Genomic DNA, 21,400 nt, shown 5'->3' on the forward strand with positions numbered 1-21,400 from the left:
TCTGTAGTGCTGACCCGTTCCAAGACGATGTAGACCTAGCCAGTATAACTGCGAGAATTGCTTTGGGCTAGACTTTAGCCGCTGTTAATGAAGAAAATCAGCGATCGCGCCTCTCACCACCTCTCACTATTCCGCCCGCTTGCCCTACGCCCCTCCTGGTGACGCCATGCCCTGAGCGGATGCTTTGCCCTGACCTTACTGGCGTTGCGTCTTGCACAAGCAGCCCTAGAGGCGTTTCCTCCCCGATCGAGCTGGCTGCTGCGGACGCAGGATATCCTTCGAGTGATAGACACTTTAAAGTTCTTAACTTTCTTAAAATCGGGTATATACACGGGTCTGAGAGTATTGTCCATGCAAGAGTACGATGTTGTCATTATTGGTGCCGGTCACAACGGACTTGTCTGTGCCGCATATCTCCTCAAAGCAGGCTATAGCGTTCTGTTACTAGAAAAGCGTTCCATTCCTGGCGGCGGTGCAACAACAGAAGAAATCTTACCTGAAGAGGCACCGGGTTTTAAGTTCAACCTCTGCTCGATTGACCACGAGTTCATTCACTTGGGGCCGGTAGTCGAAGAGTTAGAACTCACTAAATATGGCTTGGAATATCTATATTGCGACCCAGTCGTTTTTTGCCCTCATCCCGATGGCAAATACTTTTTAGGTCACAAATCAGTTGAAAAAACTTGTGCAGAGATTGCACGTTATAGCCCCAGAGATGCCGAAAAATATGCCGAGTACACCAACTACTGGCAGCGCTTACTTGGTGCAATGATCCCGATGTTCAATGCACCGCCAAAATCTATTGTTGACATTGCTGGCAACTACGACTTCAAAAAGCTTCAAGATTTATTCTCCGTCTTGGGTGGGCCAAATAAGACGTTGGATCTGATTCGCACCATGCTCACCAGCCCGGAAGATATCCTCAATGAGTGGTTTGATTCGGAGTTTCTCAAAGCACCCCTGGCTAGACTTGCCTCAGAACTCGGCGCACCTCCGTCCCAAAAAACAATTTCAGTGGGTGCGATCATGATGGCGATGCGCCACGACCCAGGTATGGCGCGACCTAGAGGTGGCAGCGGCGCACTGGTGGAAGCTTTGCTGAAATTGGTGAAAAGTATAGGCGGTGTCGTCCTGTGCGACCAGACGGTTGAGAAAGTATTAGTCGATGACGGTCGTGCGGTGGGCGTGCGGGTGGCAGGTGGCACCGAATACCGCGCTAAATCTGGCGTGATCTCCAACATTGATGCCAAGCGCTTGTTCTTACGCCACATGGATCAGAGCGATGTTGATTCAGCCGACCCGAATTTAAGGGAGCGCTTAGAGCGCAGAATTGTCAACAACAACGAAACGATTCTCAAGATTGATTGCGCCCTATCGGAGCCTTTGCGCTTTGAACACCACAACCACCAGGATGAGTATCTGATTGGCTCAGTTCTGATTGCTGACTCGGTGCGCCATGTGGAAATTGCTCACAGCGAGGCTTCTATCGGCAATATTCCCGATGCCGACCCCTCAATGTATGTGGTCGTACCCACGATGCTCGATCCGTCGATGGCTCCGGAAGGCAAGCATACGCTCTGGATTGAGTTTTTCGCGCCTTATCAGATTGCTGGTGCGGAGGGTACGGGTTTGCATGGCACTGGTTGGACGGATGAACTGAAAAATAAAGTCGCAGACCGCGTGTTAGATAAGCTAGCCGATTATTCGCCAAATCTCAAGCACTCTATTATCGCCCGTGCTGTTGAAAGTCCAGCGGAACTAGGCGATCGCTTGGGCGCTTACAAAGGGAACTACTACCACGTTGATATGACTCTCGACCAAATGGTCTTTTTCCGTCCATTGCCGGAATTGGCGAACTACAAAACTCCGATTGAAGGGCTATTTCTCAGCGGTGCGGGTACCCATCCAGGCGGTTCTGTTTCCGGGATGCCGGGACGCAACTGCGCTCGTGTGTTCCTGCATACTCAGCAGCCAATTGCCCAAAAGCTGAAGGATGCGGGAAATTCTCTTAAATCTACGGTTGAGTCTGTGTTTAAAATCTTTTAGCGATAAATGTAGTAGCACGGCAATGCCGTGTTACTACCACTGGAAGGATTAGGAGACAATTTGAGCTGAGCGATCGCTCGGCAACTCAACTGTAAAACAGGTCTGACGATCTTTACTTTCAACTCGAAGAGTCCCTTTCAAATGAGTGATTAATCTTTTCACGATCGTCAACCCTAATCCCGTTCCCCCTTGCTTCCACGGGTCATTAGTGGGAATGCGGTAGAACTTGTCAAAGATATGGGGGAGTTCGCGTTCCGGAATCTCCACTCCGGAATTGCTGACGCTAAACTGAACGCTCCCTGGCTTACCCTGGACTTTGAGCGTGATTCTTTCTGATGCGGGGGTGTACTTGCAGGCGTTGTCCAGTAACTCGCTCACAATCCTCCCTAGCGTCGTGGGGTCGCAGATGAAGCGAGGGAGGTCGGAAGAGATGTCAAGGAGCAAGGTTTGCTGGTGGTTTTTGGCTCGTTCTTGAAAAGGTTCTACAATAGGCGGCAGCCATTCCTGTAGCTGAATCGCACTTAGCAATAAAGGGTGAGCGCCTGCATAAAGTTTTTGCAAATCCAAGAGATCATCAATCAGGCGAATTTCTCGTTCGCACTCGTTGTGCAAAATCTGAAAGTAGCGAGCGACTTTGCTTTGTTGTTCTCTCGGCTTGCCCAGTTCGGCAAATAAGGCATAGTCTCGATTCAGGCTAATGGACAACATCTGAATCGCCATTTTCATGTTAGATACTGGTGTGCGTAACTCGTGGGGAACGGTATGGAGAAAGTCATCTTTGAGGCGATTGAGTTTTTCCAGTTCCTCGACTTGCGATCGCGCTGCTTGATAAAGTCGGGCTTGCCGAAGGGCGATCGCGCACTGATTCGCTACCTGTTGCACCAGTCGAATTTCTAGCTCGCTGAAGGCTTCTTGCTGCGGCTTAAATAACCACAAATCTCCTAATACCCCTTGATCGTCAACAATCGGGCAAGCGAATCTGGTAAGCGCACCTCGACCATCGGACACCCGTTGACAAAATTGGAAATATTCACCTTGCAGCAGCTGAGCATAACCCTCTGGGAAGTCTGCCATCTGCACTACCTGCCCTTGAGAGGAAGGGATTCCCAAGGTGTATTCGTACCTGATGGTAGACGTGGTATGGTCGGCATCGTACAAACCCGTATCGCAGCCGTCAATATTCAGCCCGACGCCTAATTCCCAGACGGCAATTTGCAAAATCTGGTTTTCGTCAAGGCGATCGCGGACATCGTCGGTGATGCGTTTGAGCAGCGCTTCAAAGTCGAGCGCTTGTTGCAATTGGGCAGTGCGATCGCGTACCTGGCGTTCCAGGTTCGTATTCAGTTGCTGCACTTGCCGATACAGTTCCGATTGCTGAATGCCAATAGATAGCTGGATTGCCAATTGCTTGAGCAGATCGATCTCCAACGGTTCCCAGTGACGCGGTGCCGAACATTGATGAGCCGCGAGTAACCCCCAAAACCGATTGCCATGCATAATCGGCACTCCTAAGGCGGCTTTGACTTGCGACGACTGGAAAGACTCAGTGATATCTGCTGGAAATGCTGCTTGTTGAATGTCATCAATCACTCTGGCGTTCCCCTGTCGATATAGGGGCATACATTCTCTAAACAGGGATGAGGGTACGGTGGTGCCTAAGAATGAGAGCCAAGCTGCATCCACTGATTCAGCCACCACGACGCCATCGCCACTCGGCTCTATGCGGTAAATGAGTACGCGATCGCTCTCTAGAACTTGTCGAATTTCTGCTACCGTCGTGTTGAGAATTTCCTCCAGATTGAGTGACTGGCGGATGTGTTCGGTAATCACCCGGATCGCCCATTCCCCTTCCGCCCGTTGCCACAGCGCTTTTTCAGCCCGCTGGCGCTTAGCGATCTCCTGTTTGAGTCGCTCGTTGGTTTCCACAAGCTCAGCTTCGTACTGGTTGCTCTGAGTAATCTCTTGTAGCAACCAGCGCAGGCTCACCACCTGCCCCTGCGAGTCCTGCAGTGCAGCAACCCTGAAAGTGGCTGGAAAAGATATACCCTGCCGAGGCTGAATCCAGACTTTCCATCCCCTCGTTTCGTTACCGCTTTGTAACTGACTTAACTGACTTAAAAATTCTTGATGAGCCTCACCAGACACAAACACAATCAATGAGTTGCCTACCAAGTGTTGCTGAGGAACTTTCAGTAAGTTACTTGCAACCTGATTAGCCTCCAGAATTACCCCATTTGGATCTGTCACCAGGTATCCGTCTGGAGTCATTTCAAACAACTCCTGGTAACGCTGACGCTCTGCTTCTAATACTTGACGGGTGGCAGCTAGATCCTGATTTTGCTGGTGCAGTTCCTCTGTGGCTATCTGTAATTCTTGTAGAGTTTGGTTGTGTGCTTCCAAACTTTCCACCAGCAGTTGCTTGTCCTGGGTGGGAAATTCTTCAATTTGTTGCCAAAACTCTTTCAGGCGTTGTAGCGTAGCCTCAATCTGCTGCTCGAAAATTTCCTTTTTCACTGCTGGACACTTCCATTGAGAAGTTATGCCGAATCCAGCTAATTACTCCCTTCATTCGCAACTAATGATGCCAGCCTGAAATTATCTTTAGATTAAGGAGTTCTTAGCAATTGATCAAAAGATTTTATTTTCCTTCATTCATGAACTATTGACGGCAGTCAGAAGCCTTTTGACAAAAGACTTCTGACGCCAGCTTTATTGGTATTTGTTTGAATAACATAGAAAATTTATATGTACATCTTCCTTAAGTATAATGTAAGAGTGTGAAGTTTTCGGGTAGATGCTACTCACTAGAGCTGGGTGTGAAAGGAATCTGATGTAGGTCAGCTGCTTGGCAAATTCATCTTCGCGGCTTTATATAAAACTTGTCTATCATCCTTTCTAGTTAGGAAAAAGTCTGCCTTGGTACCGATGGAGAGAAGCAGGCAAACCTGATGAACTGAAGATAACGTTAACAACTTGATTAATGACACGGGTTTTAATTCTGGGAGGAAGCGGACGGATTGGTAGCAATGTGGCGGCGGATATCGTCGCTCACACACAGGCGCAAATTACCGTTACCGGCAGAAACCCAATCGGAGCGCACGGTGTTGCAACCTTGCCAACGTTGGTCAGTGAAAAGCTGGGATCGCAAGTGCAATTTCGAGTTTTGGATTTAGCGGATCGAGAAGCGTTGAGGGATGCGATCGCCTCTTGCGATCTAGTAATCCACTGTGCGGGGCCGTTTCACTACCGAGATGTCCAAGTGCTAAAAACCTGTATAGAAATGGGTGTCAACTATCTGGATGTCAGCGATCACCCATCTTTTACTCGCAAAGTTTTGGATTACCGAGACGAAGCCGCCGCCGCTGGAGTTACGGCAATTATTAACACGGGTATTTTCCCCGGTATTTCTAATAGCATGGTACGCCAGGGCGTCGAGCAACTAGATGAGACAGAACGCATTCATCTGAGCTATCTAGTATCGGGGTCGGGGGGTGCTGGCATTACGGTGATGCGAACTACATTTCTAGGGCTACAAAGCCCTTTTAAAGCTTGGATAGATGGTCAATGGCAGATAATCAAGCCGTATAGCGATCGCGAAACCATTGAATTTCCTCCTCCCTATGGTCGCATCGGCGTTTACTGGTTTGATATGCCAGAAGCCTTCACGCTACCCGACACCTTTCCCGTTAAAACTGTCATCACCAAATTTGGTACAGTTCCCGATTTTTACAATTATCTAACTTGGAGCGTTGCCCACTGGTGGCCCTCTAGCTGGCTCAACAACCCAAAAGTCATCGAATTTTTAGCTCGCGTCAGCCACCGCATGACAGATTTTAGCGATCGCTTCACCGGCATCGGTGTAGCAATTCGGTCTGAAGTCAGCGGTCATAAAGATGGTCAGCCAGCAAGTTATTGCTCAACTTTAGTGCATGAAAATACAGCCGTAGCAGCCGGTTATGGCACCGGCACGCTTGCCGAGTTATTGTTGGCAGGAAAACTAAAAAAACCAGGCGTCTGGCCCGTAGAACAGGCACTTTCCACTGATTTATTTGAACAAACTATGCAGAGCCGAGGAATAAAAATTCATCATGAATGGTTGAAAAAATAAACGAATGTATCCTGCGGCAGAAGGCACAGATGTAACTAGATAAGTACGATGCATTTCGTACTTGTAAATTGTGTTAGTAGTCATATCTACTCGCGCATCATCAAGTCTCACAAAAAGCAATTGAGAGGAAATTTCCATGCAACGAATTTTATTGGCTTTAAAACAAAGATTGCATAAGAATATTTTTGTTTTAGGTTTGATGACTTTAATCAGTGTGGCAAGTTTATTCATCGCCGCACAGCCTAGTTATGCAGTGTTACATTCAAAAAACAAGCTGACACCAGACGAAAGGGTTGACCGCGCCTACCAATATAGCGAAGCAACAGGTTTGCTCGAAGAGGATAAGCAAAACTCAGGAAACGCTAATGAACCCTTTAACTATAATGAGAAGGCAAACGAAAAAACTGTAATCAAGTCCAAAGAAGAAAATAACGAGCCTAACTTAATAGAAAAAGCGCAAGACCTGATTCAAAAGGTCACAGGCAACGACTAAATCCAATCTTTAGCATTCTAAGGGTACGGGATTGTCAGTTGTAGGTTGGGTTGAGGAACGAAACCCAACAAATGCTTATGCAGTGCAGGCTGGATTTCGTTGCCTCAACCCAACCTACTAGCTTTGTACCCCTAGAATTACTAGCGATTAAAGGTAAAACGACCATTCACCTTTTCACCATTAATTTCAGAGAGAAAAACCACTTTATACTCCCCTGATGCTGGTTCGGGTAGCAAAACAGCGTAGTGTTTACCCTGAACATCGTATTTCATATCTAGGGTTTTTTGACCCCCATTGGGTAACTGAACTTGAGCCGTCACTTTAGCATTAGAAACTGCTTCGTGGGTGTCACCTTTCTGAAGATAAAAATCTAAGTGAGTGCCATTAGCTTCTTTTTCAGGCACAAACTCTAAATGATATTTTCCCGCCTCGACGACTTTACCCCCTTTGGACGGTTGTGAATGATCGGCTTTGGTTGCCGTTTCTGAAGGAGAAACAGCAGGAAGACTCGTTTTCGCCTCTGTGGGACTATTATCAGGTTTCGCTGCCTGCTGTTCGCCAGTGCAAGCGCCCAAAACCATTAAACCGACACTACTCAAAACAATTAAACTTGCCTTCAATAATTTCATTTTCTCTTCGCGTCCTTTGCGTCTTTGTGGTTTAAATTCTTCTTGCAACTTATAATTCAGACACAAGCTTTACCTGTTTCGGCAGCAAAACTTTGCCAAACTTGGCATACAAAGCGGGTAGAACTAACAGCGTCAACGCCGTAGAAGTAAACAACCCTCCTAACACAACTACCGCCAACGGTTGTAGGATTTCCTTTCCTGCGCCGCCTCCCACTACCAGAGGTGCTAATCCTAAAGCGGAGGTAAAAGCCGTCATCAGAATGGCATTGAGCCGTTCCATCGAACCTTGAATGATTACTTCCCAAAAAGGCATTCCCGTGGCAAATTTAGCGTTGTAATTATCAACTAATAACAATCCATTGCGAGTGGCAACTCCAAATAAAGTAATAAAGCCAACTAGAGAGGCGACGGAAATAATCCCACCCGTTAGTGCTACTGAAATTACACCTCCCACCAATGCCAAGGGCAAATTAATCATAATCATCGCGGTTGAGGGGATGGACTTAACAGACAAGTAGATTAATACCGTAATCACCACAAACGCGATCGCGCTGAATATCAAGATATTTTGAGTAGCGCGTTCTTCCGACTCAAATTGACCGCCGTATTGGATAAAGTAACCAGCAGGTAATTGCACTTGTTGTTTAACTTTGGCTCTAATTTCATCAACGACAGAGCGCAAATCTCGACCGCTAGCATTAGAGGAGACGACAATTAAGCGGGAAACATTCTCCCGGTTGATGGTATTCGGTCCAGTACCGTAGCCAATTTTTGCTACCTGAGCTAAGGGAATCTTTTGATTTGTTGGTGTACTCACTAATAAATTGCGGATGCTTTCTAGATTGCGCCTCGCATCTTCTTTTAACCATACAACGAGGTCAAAAGTTTGTTGTTCCTCCAAAACTTGAGAAACTACACGTCCATTGAGTGCAGTTTCAATAGTTTCGGAAAGTTCTCCTACCGATAATCCATAACGAGCCGCTTGTTGGCGATCAAACTGGATTTGTACCTGTCTAATTGGCAGTTGGGGTTCGAGTTGCAAGTCTACGACACCCTCAACAGTTTTCATAATCTCTTCGACTTGTTTACCAAGAGTGCGGAGTTGTTCTAAATCCGGACCAAAAATTTTGACAGCGATCGCACTCCTCACCCCTGACAGCACCTCATCCATGCGGTGAGAGATAAATCCGCCAATATTCGGCGCAACTCCTGGTAATTTGGCAAATTCTGCTCTTAGCTTTTCAATACTTCCTTGCCGGTCTTTTATCCCTTGTTCGCTCAGTTCTACATCTAAGTGTGCTAAATTGACACCCGCCGCATCCGCATCTCCGGGTGCCCTTCCTGAGCGTAACTGGATAAAATCAAACCGGGGGTCATCCTTGAGCGCATCCTGAAGGGCAAAACCGGCGCGATTAGTTGCTTCTAGGGAGACACCGGGATAGAGAGTCAGGGTGTTGACGAGCGATCGCTCTTGGAACTCCGGTAAAAACACCCGTCCCAACGAGGGGACAATTAAAATTGCAGCCACTAAACTCGCCACAGCAACTCCCAAAATCAGCTGAGAATTCCGCAAAGAAAACATTAAAAACGGACGATAAAGTCCTTTAAAAAATCTCGCCACCCAAGGTTCTTTTTCTGGTAAGCGACCGTGAGGCAGTAAGATGGCACATAAAGCTGGAGTAATAGTGAGTGCGGTAACGCTAGAAGCCAGAACTGCTACTAAATAAGCCACTCCCATCGGTGTAAAAATGCGACCTTCCACACCCGCGAGGGCGAAAATTGGCGAGAAGACGACTACGGTAATTAAAGTGGCACCAAATAGAGAATCACGCACCTCCTGACAACCTTCAAAGACAACTTCTAATGGTGACTTTGGTTTCTCTGCCAGCTTATTTTCTCGCAAGCTACGGTAGACATTTTCGGCATCTACAATGGCATCATCAACGGCTGAGCCAATCGCAACTGCTAAGCCTCCCAGAGTCATCGTATTCAGACCGTATCCCAGCCAATTTAACGCCAACAATCCTAACAGCAAAGACAAGGGAAGTGCGGTAAGACTCACAACAAGAGTGCGCCAATTCATCAAAAACGGGATAAGAATAAAGGCAACAATAATACTGCCTTCAAATAGCGCTTCCCGGACATTTTCAATCGAGGCGTCAATAAAGTCTTCTTGACGGAAAGTAACCGTCATTTTTACATCCGGAGGTAAACTCGATTTCACCTCTTTCATTGCCGCCTCAATGGCACGAGTGACAGTGGGAGTATCGGCTTGTGGCTGTTTGTTAACCATGACCACAATTGCCTTTTTGCCATTAAAACTGCCATCGCCACGCTTGAGTGCGGCACCAATTTTGACTTCAGCGACCTCGCCTAATCTAATCGGTGTTCCATTCCGAGAGGTAATCACTGATTGTCGCAAGTCTTCAATCGACTCAATCCGTCCAACACCGCGAATTAATAACTCTTGATCTGGGTTGATCAAAAATCCACCCGGAGCGTTAACATTGGCTTTCTCTGCGGCTTCAGTCACGTCCTGCAAAGATACATCAAAAGCTTTCAACTTTGCGGAATCGACTAATATTTGATACTGGCGAATATCACCCCCATAAGCGATTACCTGCGAGACGCCAGGAACCGCTAAAAGGCGGTTTGTCACCTGCCAATCTACGATACGTCTGACCTCCATCAAGTCAGTGCTGAGTGAATTTGCTTGTTGCCTGTTGCCTTCATCAACAGTGAAAGCATATTGCAATACAGTGCCGATTGGAGAACTAATCGGAGAAATTTGCGGTGAATCAACACTTCCTGGCAGCTTTTCTTGCGCTTGCTGCAATCGTTCTGTCACCAATTGTCGGGCTTGATAAATATCAGTTTCCCAGTTGAAGATAACTTTCACAACTGAAAGTCCCACCGCTGAAGCGGAGCGTACTGTTGTGACGCCGGGAGTCCCATTAATAGCACTTTCAATCGGTAAAGTAACCAGAGATTCTACTTCTTCTGGTGCTAATCCGGGGGCTTCAGTTTGAATTTCGACTTGGGGTGGAGCAAAGCTGGGAAATACATCCACCGGCATTTGCGACGCCACGCGAAATATCCAAACTGTCACCAGCATGGCGGCGAGGACAACTAGCCAGCGTTGTTTAATAGACCACTTAATGATGGTACTGAGCATTTGTCAGTTGTTGTCGTGAGAATCCCTTTTTAATAGTTGACACAGCAAAATGAAATCAGGATGAAATTCAAGCTAAGAAGTAGAGGAGTTGTGCGTAGGATAGCAATTATTGGGGTGATGCTCGTAATCGTCGCAGTAGTAGCGGCGGGAGTGTTAGCCTGGGCTGCATGGAAGCAACACCAGCGACAAGAGGAGCAACGACGCGAACAAGACAAACATCAACGATTAGCTCAGCGAGAAGAAGCAAGAAAGCTGGAAAACTTAAATCAGCAGCGATTAGCTCAGCGAGAAGAAGCAAGAAAGCTGGAAAACTTAAATCAGCCGCAGCCGAAGAATCAAGAAACAACCATCCAGTCACCGCCACTGAGAAGTTTGATTGGTGAGACTGAAGATGGTATGCGCGACTTGAAACCATCTATCAATGAGTTTTTCGCAAAGCCTGCAACTCCACAAAGTAAGCCAACGTTAGCTTCAAAACTAGCCGATCTTCTAGCATCTAGAAGATGGAAAGAAGCTGACGAAGAAACGCTCAGGATTCGGCTTCAAGTGGCAGGTCGAGAAAAAGAAGGTTGGCTGGATGTAGCATCCATCGAAAAATTCCCCTATGAAGACCTTCGCGCTATCGACCAACTTTGGTTAAAATCCTCTGATGGACGCTTTGGATATAGTGTACAAAAGCAAATTTGGAAAAGCGTAGGAGGAAATCTCAACGCTAGCGATCAAATTTACGAACCTTTTAGCGATCGCGTAGGATGGCGCGTGAATAAAAACTGCCTACAAGTCGATGACCTTACCTTCAATTCCTCAGCTCTCGATGGACATCTGCCTGCTGTTGCTATCAGGTTGGGTGGGTTGAGTTGGGGTGTGACTGGGTTTTGGTGGGAAAAGAGACAAGCATACGTGTTTCTTCTCTCTGACAAAGACAGGTAGATTGTAAAATTCTCTCGCTCGTCACTTACACAAATTAAATCCGCTAACTCAGAGTTTCCGGGTCAATACCCCTTTTCCGTAGTAACTCTAGCAACCGATCCCCTCGTTGCTGCTCTTTCTGTGCCCGTTCATCTGGCGTTGGGAATCGATTACCCTCCTCGTCATACCAGTAAAGCCATTCCCGCTGACAGCGATCGTGTGTGCCAATCTCGCGCCCAATTCCTAAGCCAATCTCCGGCATCCAGATAGGTTCCCCCGGTTGACGTACATATTTCCCGTCCACCAAGCGATAAACCTCTAAGGGGTCATGTTTGTCGCGCCGCCAATAATCGGGGTTGTAAACGCAATAGTACAACACCCCTAATCGGGCATAATCGGTAATTTTCTCGTCGTATTCTCCCCCGTAGGTTTTGGAAACGATTTCTAAGACCCAAGTTGGGACAATGTTATTTTCTTCCCAAACGATGTAACTTGGTCGTAACTTGCCATTTTTGAGGCGCGGTACTCCCAAACTCAGGAAACTATCGGGAACTATGGCAATTCTAGGATTTCTCCCACTTGTATGGTAAATGCCCATATTAACGCCGAAAAACCAGTCGTTACGACTAGCCCACAGCCAATTTAAAATTATCCTCAGCAAGGTGGGGATGAGGATTTGCAATTCATGATCCACTGGAGTGTCGTCAGAATCTGGTAGTTCGTCACTAGAGGGCAGATTTTGCAGCGGATTGTAGTTTACCATAATGGCTCAAAGAGCAGCTTTATGACTGGATCTTAGCTTGAGCGGGCTTTGATGCTGCAAAAAGGCGCAATCAAATATTGCCCCTTTTTACGTTACTTTGGTATTGGTTGGTGGGAATTAGAGTCTTGAGTTTTGTTTGTTTGGGAAGTTGAGAAGTCAACTAAGCTAATCGCTGATGGCTGATTGCTACTGGTGCGGCGTCCTAACCAAAAGGCAACGAATGCGATCGCTCCCCCGGCTGGCAAAACCCACCAAGGAAGTGAGGGCTGAGGACTAAGGACTGAGGGCTGAGGAGTAGTTTTCTGCTCTCCTGCTCCCTTGCTTCCGCGTAAGGACTGGGCGTAAAGTTGAATGGCTCCTTGGGTGACAATGCGATCGCCCTCAAACAAACTTCCCTTGACTTCAACTAAGTCTCCCATCGTTCGCCCCAAGGTGGCTTCAACTGGCTCAAAAGCGGTACCATTTTGCACGTAAACTAGCTGCCTGCCATTAGTTTCTACCACTGCTGAAGTGGGAATAACTAAGATAGGCGCGGGAGTTTGGTCGGTTAATACTTCCAATTCTGCAAACATCCCCGGCTTTAACTGTCCGCCAGGGTTATCCAGTTCGGCTTTGACTGGCACGACCCGCGTTTCCCCTTCTACAACCGAGCCAATCACCGCAATCTTGCCCTTGAAGGTGCGATTCGGCAAGCTAGTGACCTTCACGCTCACCCGTTGCCCAATTTTCACCTTATTTAAATCTTTTTCGTAGATATTCGCCGTAGCCCACACCCGATTATTATTCAGGATGGTCATTAGCTTTGCCCCCGCCTCCTCCACCGATTGACCGAGGGTAATTTCCCGGTCGGCAACGGTGCCAGAAATGGGAGCCGTTACCGTCACCAGTCCTTGCTCATTGGCGCGGGTTCCCAGTTGTTGCAGCCGCGTCTGATAAGCGGCGTTACTCAGGCGAATCCGGGAATTTGCGACTTTTACAGCCGATTGGGCGCGTTTGAGTTGCGCTTCGGCTTCCAGAACTTCCCGACGGCTGGTTGCTTTGGTCAATTGGGTTTTGGCTTCTGCCAGGTGAGCAAGAGACTCCAGCATTTGGCGACGTGGCATCGCTCCGGCACGCGCCAACTCGCGATCGCGTTCATACTGTTCTTGAGCGACTGCTAGTTCAGTGCGAGCTTGCTGAATATCTGCGGCGGCTATCTGCGAGTATCGCTGATAATTTTCTTGGGCTAGCTTTAAATCTGCTTGCGCCTGTTGCAGATCCGCTTCGGCTTCGGCTCGTTTTTCTAGGGAACCTACGCGCAGTTCTACTAAGTCGGGTGCGGCGATGACGGCGACGACTTTGCCTGCTTGCACTACTGCACCGGGTTCCACGAGAAGCTCAACGATTTTCCCCGCAGTCGGTGATGTCACTTCTGCTTTTTGGCTAGGCAAAGTTTCAATTTGACCCGTGGTTTTAATGCCAAAATCCAGCCGTTGTTGAGCGACTGGTTTTACCTCAATTCCCATCCGTTTTGCTGTTTGGGCATCCACTTGAATTCCTTGTGGAGTTCCTTGACTGGCTTCGGTTTCCCCATGAAATTCGTCCCCATGTCCAGCATGGGCGAGAACTGAGGTTGGTGCAGCCAGTAGCAGTAGGCTCAGAAGTGTCCCAAATAAGCGATCGCGTGCCTTAGATGGCTTGAAGCTTGCAAAAAAAAGCATAACTAGGGGTTTCTTGCGTTTGGATGGGATACCGAGGTGTTAATTCAGCCCTCTAGCAAGGGCACTTGCCTACTGCCGAAATAATCAGCGATGCTGACCGCAACAGCGTTAAACCACCATCTAAAGATTTAAGTTTGCACAAAAGAATGAAATTAGGATGAAATCCGGAACCTCACCCCTCCCCGTTCGCGGGGCTACGGTGTTCGCACAAGTGACTTATTTGTTGCTCAAAGCGCTCCCAGACCCAACCCCCCGCCCCTTCCCTCATAGGGAAGGGGCGCCATATTCAAAGCCCCTCTCCAGCCAAAAAAATTTATTCCTTTTCCCTCCCCTTGTAGGGGAGGGTTAGGGAGAGGTGGAGAGGGGTTTGGGGAGAGGTCTGCCGACTTGTGTGTACACGGTAGGTTCACGGGGAGGCAGAAATCCTGCTATAGGTGAATGGCACTGACGCAAGGAGCCTGGAAATAAATTTCCGGCTCACAGCTATGTCAAGCTAAAGCTTACTGGGTAAGCTTTTAACCCGTTGAAACGGGTTGCGAGCTTTTAGCCCAAACTTTAGTTTAGGGCTTAAGTCAGTGCCATTCTGCTATAGGTGAGTTTTTGCCTCACCTATCGGTGCTGTTTTATCGCCGCTTCCTGCTTTCAATTAACTTTCTGAATTACTTTTTGTACCAGGCTTGTCGCCACTGGTTCATTTTCTCAATTTCTGCTTTTTGGGAAGTGATAATTTGTTGGGACAATTGTTTAATTTCGGAGCGCTTAGACTTACTGAGTGCATCTTGAGCCATTGTTAAAGCGCCTTCATGGTGAGCAATCATCCCATTGATAAAACGCAGATCGAATTCAGCATCAGCAGCGCCCATATCTCCAGACATCATCATGCTTTGGCGTTGTTGTTCTGACATGGGGACTACAGATTTGTCTGCACCTCCGTAAGCAACAGGCTGTTTGCTGGCTTGGGGATACCATGCCCGTCGCCACTGTGTCATTTGATTAATTTCTTTGTTTTGATCTTTGATAATATTGTCTGCTAGCTGTTTAATTTCAGGACGCTTCGATTTTTGCTGGGCTTCTTTTGCCATCATCACTGCACCTTGATGATGCACGGTCATTGCGTCGATAAACCGCAGATCGTAGTTAGCATCGGCTGCTCCTAAATCCATTGCCATGCTATGATTCATGCCGCTTCCGTGTCCCATATTTTCCATGCCGCCAGCATCTGATGGAGAGGCGTTTGGGGCTTGGGCTTGGTTTTGGGAGCCACTAGAACAAGCTGTCAGAAATCCGCCAGTCATGGAGGCGATCGCTACCAGGGTGACAGCAAAAAAACCATTTTTTAAAAAATTAGGTTGCATAGACTTTATGGGCATCAATTTGTTTGACTATTCTCGCTTCTGCTCTCTACGTTACGTCAAGAAAGCAGTAGGCATTTCTCAGTGTCTTATAAAAAAATGAAATTAGGATGAAATTCTAATATGTCATTAGGAAGAAATCCAACGTATTTAATTAGATAGACGCAGTCAAGCATCCAACTTTCTAAAGTTAACCCCAAGAGGTACAAGTACCTCCAATGACAGTTAACTCAAGCAAAAGAGGTAAAACTAATGTCACATCATCTGCATCAAATTAGCCCAGAAATGCAGCAGTGCATTCAAAACTGTTTGGATTGCCATAGCACCTGCTTGAATACTGTATCGTACTGCTTACAGAAAGGCGGAATGCACGCAGACGCAGCTCACATTCGCCTGATGCTCGACTGTGTGGAGATTTGCCAGACAAGTGCTAATTTTATGCTGCGTGGTTCCGATCTCCATGCCCGTACCTGTGGTGTTTGTGCTGAGATTTGCGATCGCTGCTCCCAAGATTGCGATCGGATGGGTGACGATCCTCAGATGAAAGAGTGCGCTCAGATGTGTCGCCGTTGTGCCGATTCATGCCGCCAGATGTCAATGGCAACTGCTTGACATTTTCATTTAATTATGCAAAGGCAGTCGAATCGTAAAGGTGCTGCCTTTGCCCAATTCGCTCTGAATGTCGATGCTGCCGTTGTGGGCAATTGCGATCGCTTTGGCGATTGACAAACCCAATCCAGAACCGCCAGTGTGTCGAGAGCGATCGCTATTTACCCGATAAAAGCGGTCAAAAATTCGCGTCTGCTCTGGGAGTGCAATCCCAACGCCAGTATCTTTTATATAAATTAGTGCGTGAGAATTATTACTATCTAAAATAATCGTCACCTGACCCCCGGCGGACGTGTATTGAATTGCATTCACTACTAAGTTAAAAATCAGGCGATACAGCTGTTCTTCGTCGCCGTTGACATGCAAAGGTTCCGGCGTGCGAATATCTGTGGAAAGCGTCAAATCGGCAGCGATCGCTAGTGCTGACAATTCTTCTGTAACATCGCTAACGAGATCGTTGAGACAGGCGGGACGATATTTGATGGACAACACCTGCCGATCCATGCGGGAGAGTAGCAATAAATCCCGAACCAATTCAGATAGCCGGTAATTTTGCCGTTCAATGGTTTTTAGAGTATCTCGCGCCTCTAGTTCGCTCAGTTGATTCATTCTCAACGTCGATTCAACCGTTGCTTGGATTGCCGCTAAGGGTGTCCGCAACTCATGGGCGGCATCGGCTGTGAATTGTTGGATTTGCCCATAAGATTGGTAAATTGGTTGCATTGCTAGCCCCGCCAACCACCAACTGGAACCGGCAACGACGATCATTGCTACCGGCAACCCCAGCAAGAGAATAAATTTCAGGGCAGTCAGATGATCGTCCAATTCTTTGAGACTTCGCCCCACCTGAAGATATCCCCAAGGGCGATTGTCTTCGGTATGCAGCGATAGAGAAATTTGATGAAAACGGGTGCCTTGGCGATTCTGGAGGATTTGCCACAATTGTGCTGTAGAAACGCGATCGCCTTTATCTGTCGCTGGCAATCCCACTGGCTGAAGTCCTGCCAAAGCAACTGGGTGTCCCGAACTATCTAGCAGCCGCACGTAGTAGTTACCTTGGTGAATTGCCCCCAAAGTGTGACGAGTGGGATTTTCTATCTGGTTAACGCATTTTTCCCCAACCAAACAAATATCCGGCAATAGTTGCTGGACATCGGGTTCCAAGCGTCCCGGTTGCTGCAAAATCGGCTCCATACTGTCGTGAAGCGTACCGGCGACAGATTCCAATTCTCGGTCGAGGGCAACCCAATTCGCACGAGCGATCGCTTCAGAAACCGCAACTCCACACAAGCTTAAAATCACTCCCATGACGCCTGCATACCAACCTGCCAGTCGCCAACGAGTTAGCTGAAAAAGTTTATTTTCATTCACGTTAATTGGTAATTGGGAAATTTGATTATTTAGCGTAGGTTGGGTTGAGGAACGAAACCCAACTAAACATAAGTAGGTGTTGGGTTTCGTTCCTCAACCATTCCCTACAATCATTTTTAATCGAAATAATGACTAATAACTATTCAGACGATAGCCTATACCATAGACAGTTTCGATAAAGCGATCGCATCCAAAAGCCGCTAACTTACGCCGCAGCAATCGCATCTGCGCTGCTACCACATTACTCATTGGTTCTGCACTAAATTCCCAAAGCTGATTTAGCAACTGATCGCGAGTGATAATTTGGTTAGGATGCTTCATCAAATATTCCAGCAACTGAAATTCCTTGCTAGTCAAAGGAATGATTTGTTTGTCATCCAATGTATTCTGATACCAAACCGTATGAGTGCCGTAATCTAAAGTGAGATTTCCCACTTGTAGTTGTTGGGAATGAAGCTGAGGCGATCGCCTTTGCAATGCCCGCAATCGTGCCAGCAGTTCCGCCATGCCAAATGGCTTCACCAAATAGTCATCTGCACCAGCATCCAATCCAGCCACCTTATCTTCCATGCGATCTTTAGCAGTTAACATCAAAACTGGCAGAGGATTATTTTTCCCCCGCAGTCGCTGACATAACTCGATTCCTGATAATCCTGGCAGTAACCAGTCAAAAATAGCCAGCGTATATTGCGTCCACTGGGTTTCTAAAAACTCCCATGCCTGCGTGCCATTCAGAACCCAGTCAACCACATACGCTTCCTGACTTAGAGTTCGCTTAATTGCCGCCCCTAAATCTGGCTCATCTTCAACTAGCAACACCCTCATGGACTCCACGTTCCTTAGTCATAAGTTCTAATCTGGGCTGTACCCAGTGGGATATCACCTATTAAACCAACCATTTGACTTGAGACTCGATAAAGCCAGGTACGACCAAGGTAGCTTGAAGTCCTGATGCCTTTCATTGAAATTGACAGTGTTGTTCCTGAAGGTACAGGTTTAGCAAAAACAATCTTAGCTTTTCTGTCTTGAATAGAAACGGTAGCCTCAACTTTTTTTTGCGCTCGATCGGTAATCTCAATTTTCCTACCAATGCGAATGCCCTCTGGCACATCAATTGAAAGTTGAGAAAGAGAAGGCCCCTCGACGTGTAGCTCAAAGTGATGAGTGGCATTGGGGGAGCGAGCGTTGAATGGATGCGCTCCAGTATGATCTATATGCGAGGCTTTGACATCCCCCGGTACACCAGTGGCTTGAGCAGCTGGGATAGTAGATGTGAGCAGTAAAGTGAGTGCAGCGGCATAAATCAGTTTTTTCATCAAAATACTCCTTAACAATCAATCACTTCCTAATTAACTAGATTGACAGAGCTTGATGAAATCAAAATGAAATATGAGCTTACAAGTTTGAGAACAACATTAGCAATAGTTAAGCATTTGGGTAGATGTAGATAAGAGTAAATATTGCTAAAAAATTGGTAGCAAACCACAATTTACCTGCTCCCACGCAGAAGACATAAAGATGCAGACCAGACCAGACCAACCGATGACACCAGAAGATGCCTCTACATGGGTGGAAAGACTGGCACGTTTGGGCTTTGGGGCGAGAGGGGTAGTTTACGCTACGGTGGGAGTGCTGGCGGCGCAGGCGGCGTTTGGTGCAGGCGGCAGAACCACCGATACGCAGGGTGCGCTGGTGACGATTGTGACACAGCCTTTTGGGAAATTCTTGCTGGCAATTGTTGCTTTGGGTTTGCTTGGCTTTGTGCTGTGGCGTTTCGTGGAAGCGATCGCCGATCCTGACAACAAAGGCACCGATGCCAAAGGTCTTGCATCGCGCCTGGGAGCCGTTGGCAGCGGCTTAATCTATGCTGGTTTAGCTTGGAGTGCGATTAAGCTGATCCTGGGTTCGGGAGGCGGCGGCGATAGTAATTCCTCACAAGACTGGACAGCACGCTTGTTAGCGCAGCCCTTCGGTCAATTCCTAGTTGGGCTTGTGGGAGCCGGGATCGTTGGCATGGGCTTCTATCAATTTTACAGAGCCTACAAAGCAAAATTCCGCAAAAAGTGGAAAGTCAGCGAGATGAGCGAAAAAGAGGAGAAATGGGCAATCTTTGCTGGCAGATTTGGGATTGCTGCCCGTGGCGTTGTCTTTTCCATTATTGGCTTATTTTTGCTCCAAGCGGGGCGTCTGTCTGACGCCAACCAAGTTCAGGGACTAGGTGGGGCGCTAGCAGCACTAGCACAACAACCTTTTGGTCCTTGGTTGTTAGGAATTGTGGCGCTTGGTTTGGTCGCTTATGGTATTTATAATTTCGTAGAAGCTCGGTACCGGCGAATTGTAATTAGATAGTAAATTTTTAACGCAAAGGTAAGTTTAAACTCTGCGTAACGAGAGCGTTAAACAACTATTGGCTTAACGGCAAAATCTCCCAGTGTCACAGTGAAACTTTGCCGATTTCTAGTAGCAACAAAATTCACCATAACTTCACAAGCAACGGCAACAGCCAACATTACTAAATTCCGTGCCAGGGGGTAGTCGCAAACGTCATCGTTTACTGGTGAAGGAACTCGGTAAATTTCATTCCAGATAATTTCAGCGTAATCGGAAGCTAAGCCGACGTGCAGGCAAGGAATATTTGCATTGGCGCAATAATCTTTGACAATTTGACGGCTGGTGCTGTTATCAAAAGTATCGATGACAACATGGCTACCGCTGAGCAATTGGGCAGCGTTTGCTGATGTTAATTCTTTCGGACGCCCATCAACGGCGACACCCAAAGCGCGGTAAATGGTATTAGTAAGAATTTTAGCTTTGTACGCGCCAACGTCTGAGCGGTAATAAGGCTGGGTGGAGAGGTTGCGTTCCTCAATGCGATCGCGATCGATAACCACCAGCTTACCAAAGCCAGAACGCGCCAGATTTTCGGTAATATTCGCTCCCAGCGCCCCCGCACCGCACACAGTTAGCGAAAATTCCTTAATCTGTGCCATTAGTGCGGGTGTTCTGTGCAGTTGTTCGTGAAAGAATATCGACATTTTTGTTAATTGCTAATTGCTAATTGCTAATAGTTCAGGACTTACGCAACATCACTACATCTGAGGGCAACCACAGGGGGATTGAACCGACAAGAACGCTATATGTATAAGCTTTGCGTAAGTTCTGTTGCTAATAGTTCATCGTTCATGGCAAATTCAATAAACGATGAACTATTACCCATTACCCATTACCTATTACCTATTCAAAAGTCCCAGTTATCTCGCGCTTCGATCACGCCAACGAGAGATTGCAAGTCAAAATCGCGATCGCGTCCACTCAAACAAATCCCAGAACTGATAACTGTCAAATCGCGCTTGGCAATTGCAGATATCTGACGTTCACCGCTGCGGGTTGTCCACTCGACTTGCCAAAAGTCACCGCGATCGCGCACATCTTCGAGTTCGCCACCACCCATCCGCAAGGCATCGCGCACGCGGCTTTCATCGCCTGAAAACGCCTGCCGCTCCGGATCTTGCCGTACCTGCTGCTGGCGTCTTGTACCCCGCCGCATCTGGCGTAAGCGTTCTTCCTCAAGTTGTTGCTGTCTTCTAAGTTGATATTCTTCCGTCTGCTGCAACGCCAAGTCATAGACAGTCCGCATCTCTGGCGTCATCCCCGCAAAGCGAAGATTTTCCGCTTCCGTCCCATTTCTGAGTTGTTCTTTGAGTTGTTCCGCCACCAGCGGATCGGCACGTCGATCGAGTTCATCAAACCACCAAGCAGCGCCATCCCAACGCGCGATCGCTGGCTCAAATACTGCCCCCTCAGTAACTAAATACACCGGCACCGGCTTAGCAACACCCAAGCGCTGCTGCATATCAGATTCATTCACAGGGTACGCCAGCCACGTTTGCCCTTGCAACACATAAGCCAGACGCAGGCGCAACGGCTTCAACAGTCGCAGATATTCCGCCACCTGCGGCAAGTTTGCTTCCTCCAGCATCTCAGCCTTTTTTTCGTTCATCGGCTGAAAAATGCCCCATCCTTCAAATTCTTGTGGCTGCGGTTTAAATGTGTAAACCATCCCAGCTACAGAAGCGCGGACTTTCCCCCCACCCACGCACGGTGCGAGAAATTGAGTATCGCGTAATTGCACTTCTTGTGCAGCAATTTGGTTAAGGAGATTGCGAATATCTGCCATGATATTGCCTTGATTACGATGTTTGGCTTAGCTAAATTTTTTTGTTAATAGCAATGGCACTGACTTCA

The 21,400-nt window shown here is 47.5% G+C and carries 17 protein-coding genes; 6 read left to right on the forward strand and 11 right to left on the reverse strand.

The window, feature by feature from the left end; translation table 11 throughout:
- Positions 1-351 precede the first annotated feature (351 nt).
- Positions 352-2,046 carry a beta-carotene ketolase CrtO gene (crtO, locus tag ACFW2W_RS16875; RefSeq protein ID WP_378180435.1) on the forward strand — a complete coding sequence of 565 codons (1,695 nt, stop codon included), beginning with the start codon at positions 352-354 and terminating at the stop codon, positions 2,044-2,046.
- 48 nt (positions 2,047-2,094) lie between these two features.
- Here the strand turns inward: crtO and ACFW2W_RS16880 are convergent, their stop codons facing one another.
- A complete protein-coding gene (locus ACFW2W_RS16880; protein WP_378180438.1) occupies positions 2,095-4,560 on the reverse strand; it encodes a GAF domain-containing protein in 2,466 nt (821 codons plus the stop codon).
- A gap of 466 nt (positions 4,561-5,026) precedes the next feature.
- Here ACFW2W_RS16880 and ACFW2W_RS16885 point away from each other — a divergent pair, with 466 nt between their 5' ends.
- Both ACFW2W_RS16885 and ACFW2W_RS16890 read left to right on the forward strand, forming a co-directional pair.
- On the forward strand, positions 5,027-6,154 hold the full coding sequence (locus tag ACFW2W_RS16885; RefSeq protein ID WP_378180441.1) for a saccharopine dehydrogenase family protein: 1,128 nt from the start codon (positions 5,027-5,029) through the stop codon (positions 6,152-6,154).
- Between the two features lie 136 nt (positions 6,155-6,290).
- Positions 6,291-6,647 (forward strand): hypothetical protein, encoded by a 357-nt coding sequence (locus ACFW2W_RS16890; protein WP_378180444.1) that lies wholly within the window; start codon positions 6,291-6,293, stop codon positions 6,645-6,647.
- A 140-nt stretch (positions 6,648-6,787) separates the two neighbouring features.
- Here the strand turns inward: ACFW2W_RS16890 and ACFW2W_RS16895 are convergent, their stop codons facing one another.
- On the reverse strand, positions 6,788-7,276 hold the full coding sequence (locus ACFW2W_RS16895) for a hypothetical protein (protein ID WP_378180447.1): 489 nt from the start codon (positions 7,274-7,276) through the stop codon (positions 6,788-6,790).
- 49 nt (positions 7,277-7,325) lie between these two features.
- The gene (locus ACFW2W_RS16900; protein ID WP_378180450.1) at positions 7,326-10,451 is read right to left on the reverse strand and encodes an efflux RND transporter permease subunit; all 3,126 of its coding nucleotides are present in this window, start codon (positions 10,449-10,451) and stop codon (positions 7,326-7,328) included.
- 90 nt (positions 10,452-10,541) lie between these two features.
- Between ACFW2W_RS16900 and ACFW2W_RS16905 the strand changes: the two genes are divergently transcribed.
- Positions 10,542-11,381 (forward strand): GUN4 domain-containing protein, encoded by an 840-nt coding sequence (locus ACFW2W_RS16905; RefSeq protein ID WP_378180453.1) that lies wholly within the window; start codon positions 10,542-10,544, stop codon positions 11,379-11,381.
- A 43-nt stretch (positions 11,382-11,424) separates the two neighbouring features.
- On the opposite strand, the gene ACFW2W_RS16910 is transcribed toward ACFW2W_RS16905, so the two are convergent.
- From ACFW2W_RS16910 to ACFW2W_RS16920, 3 genes are all read right to left on the reverse strand, one after another.
- Positions 11,425-12,123, reverse strand: coding sequence for a Uma2 family endonuclease (locus ACFW2W_RS16910; RefSeq protein ID WP_378180454.1), 699 nt, complete (start codon positions 12,121-12,123; stop codon positions 11,425-11,427).
- Positions 12,124-12,215: 92 nt separating this feature from the next.
- The gene (locus ACFW2W_RS16915; protein WP_378180457.1) at positions 12,216-13,823 is read right to left on the reverse strand and encodes an efflux RND transporter periplasmic adaptor subunit; all 1,608 of its coding nucleotides are present in this window, start codon (positions 13,821-13,823) and stop codon (positions 12,216-12,218) included.
- A gap of 659 nt (positions 13,824-14,482) precedes the next feature.
- Positions 14,483-15,178 (reverse strand): DUF305 domain-containing protein, encoded by a 696-nt coding sequence (locus ACFW2W_RS16920; RefSeq protein WP_378180460.1) that lies wholly within the window; start codon positions 15,176-15,178, stop codon positions 14,483-14,485.
- 249 nt (positions 15,179-15,427) lie between these two features.
- Here ACFW2W_RS16920 and ACFW2W_RS16925 point away from each other — a divergent pair, with 249 nt between their 5' ends.
- Positions 15,428-15,787 (forward strand): four-helix bundle copper-binding protein, encoded by a 360-nt coding sequence (locus tag ACFW2W_RS16925; RefSeq protein ID WP_378180463.1) that lies wholly within the window; start codon positions 15,428-15,430, stop codon positions 15,785-15,787.
- A gap of 9 nt (positions 15,788-15,796) precedes the next feature.
- Here ACFW2W_RS16925 and rppB read toward each other — a convergent pair whose 3' ends face one another.
- The 3 genes from rppB to ACFW2W_RS16940 form a co-directional block, all read right to left on the reverse strand.
- Complete coding sequence (rppB, locus tag ACFW2W_RS16930; protein WP_378180466.1) at positions 15,797-17,155, reverse strand: two-component system sensor histidine kinase RppB; 1,359 nt, start codon at positions 17,153-17,155, stop codon at positions 15,797-15,799.
- A gap of 132 nt (positions 17,156-17,287) precedes the next feature.
- On the reverse strand, positions 17,288-17,980 hold the full coding sequence (rppA, locus tag ACFW2W_RS16935; RefSeq protein ID WP_378180469.1) for a two-component system response regulator RppA: 693 nt from the start codon (positions 17,978-17,980) through the stop codon (positions 17,288-17,290).
- Between the two features lie 14 nt (positions 17,981-17,994).
- Positions 17,995-18,471: a DUF2808 domain-containing protein gene (locus tag ACFW2W_RS16940; RefSeq protein ID WP_378180472.1), complete on the reverse strand. Its 477-nt coding sequence runs from the start codon at positions 18,469-18,471 to the stop codon at positions 17,995-17,997.
- A gap of 202 nt (positions 18,472-18,673) precedes the next feature.
- On the opposite strand from ACFW2W_RS16940, the gene ACFW2W_RS16945 reads away from it, so the two are divergent.
- Complete coding sequence (locus ACFW2W_RS16945; protein WP_378180475.1) at positions 18,674-19,504, forward strand: DUF1206 domain-containing protein; 831 nt, start codon at positions 18,674-18,676, stop codon at positions 19,502-19,504.
- 47 nt (positions 19,505-19,551) lie between these two features.
- Here the strand turns inward: ACFW2W_RS16945 and ACFW2W_RS16950 are convergent, their stop codons facing one another.
- The gene (locus tag ACFW2W_RS16950; protein WP_378180478.1) at positions 19,552-20,190 is read right to left on the reverse strand and encodes a HesA/MoeB/ThiF family protein; all 639 of its coding nucleotides are present in this window, start codon (positions 20,188-20,190) and stop codon (positions 19,552-19,554) included.
- A gap of 203 nt (positions 20,191-20,393) precedes the next feature.
- Positions 20,394-21,332, reverse strand: a complete 939-nt coding sequence (locus ACFW2W_RS16955) for a hypothetical protein (protein WP_378180481.1) — start codon at positions 21,330-21,332, stop codon at positions 20,394-20,396.
- Positions 21,333-21,400: the final 68 nt, after the last annotated feature.

Source organism: Coleofasciculus sp. H7-2, assembly GCF_042747725.1.
Lineage (GTDB): Bacteria > Cyanobacteriota > Cyanobacteriia > Cyanobacteriales > FACHB-T130 > FACHB-T130.

Bases quoted from the DNA above. Each gene is read 5' to 3' on its own strand.
- ACFW2W_RS16890 (WP_378180444.1), top strand. From the start codon at position 6,291: ATGCAACGAATTTTATTGGCTTTAAAACAAAGATTGCATAAGAATATT.
- ACFW2W_RS16950 (WP_378180478.1), bottom strand. From the start codon at position 20,190: ATGTCGATATTCTTTCACGAACAACTGCACAGAACACCCGCACTAATG.
- ACFW2W_RS16920 (WP_378180460.1), bottom strand. From the start codon at position 15,178: ATGCAACCTAATTTTTTAAAAAATGGTTTTTTTGCTGTCACCCTGGTA.
- ACFW2W_RS16900 (WP_378180450.1), bottom strand. From the start codon at position 10,451: ATGCTCAGTACCATCATTAAGTGGTCTATTAAACAACGCTGGCTAGTT.
- ACFW2W_RS16895 (WP_378180447.1), bottom strand. From the start codon at position 7,276: ATGAAATTATTGAAGGCAAGTTTAATTGTTTTGAGTAGTGTCGGTTTA.
- ACFW2W_RS16945 (WP_378180475.1), top strand. From the start codon at position 18,674: ATGCAGACCAGACCAGACCAACCGATGACACCAGAAGATGCCTCTACA.
- ACFW2W_RS16955 (WP_378180481.1), bottom strand. From the start codon at position 21,332: ATGGCAGATATTCGCAATCTCCTTAACCAAATTGCTGCACAAGAAGTG.
- ACFW2W_RS16885 (WP_378180441.1), top strand. From the start codon at position 5,027: ATGACACGGGTTTTAATTCTGGGAGGAAGCGGACGGATTGGTAGCAAT.
- ACFW2W_RS16915 (WP_378180457.1), bottom strand. From the start codon at position 13,823: ATGCTTTTTTTTGCAAGCTTCAAGCCATCTAAGGCACGCGATCGCTTA.
- crtO (WP_378180435.1), top strand. From the start codon at position 352: ATGCAAGAGTACGATGTTGTCATTATTGGTGCCGGTCACAACGGACTT.
- rppA (WP_378180469.1), bottom strand. From the start codon at position 17,980: ATGAGGGTGTTGCTAGTTGAAGATGAGCCAGATTTAGGGGCGGCAATT.
- ACFW2W_RS16925 (WP_378180463.1), top strand. From the start codon at position 15,428: ATGTCACATCATCTGCATCAAATTAGCCCAGAAATGCAGCAGTGCATT.
- ACFW2W_RS16940 (WP_378180472.1), bottom strand. From the start codon at position 18,471: ATGAAAAAACTGATTTATGCCGCTGCACTCACTTTACTGCTCACATCT.
- ACFW2W_RS16910 (WP_378180454.1), bottom strand. From the start codon at position 12,123: ATGGTAAACTACAATCCGCTGCAAAATCTGCCCTCTAGTGACGAACTA.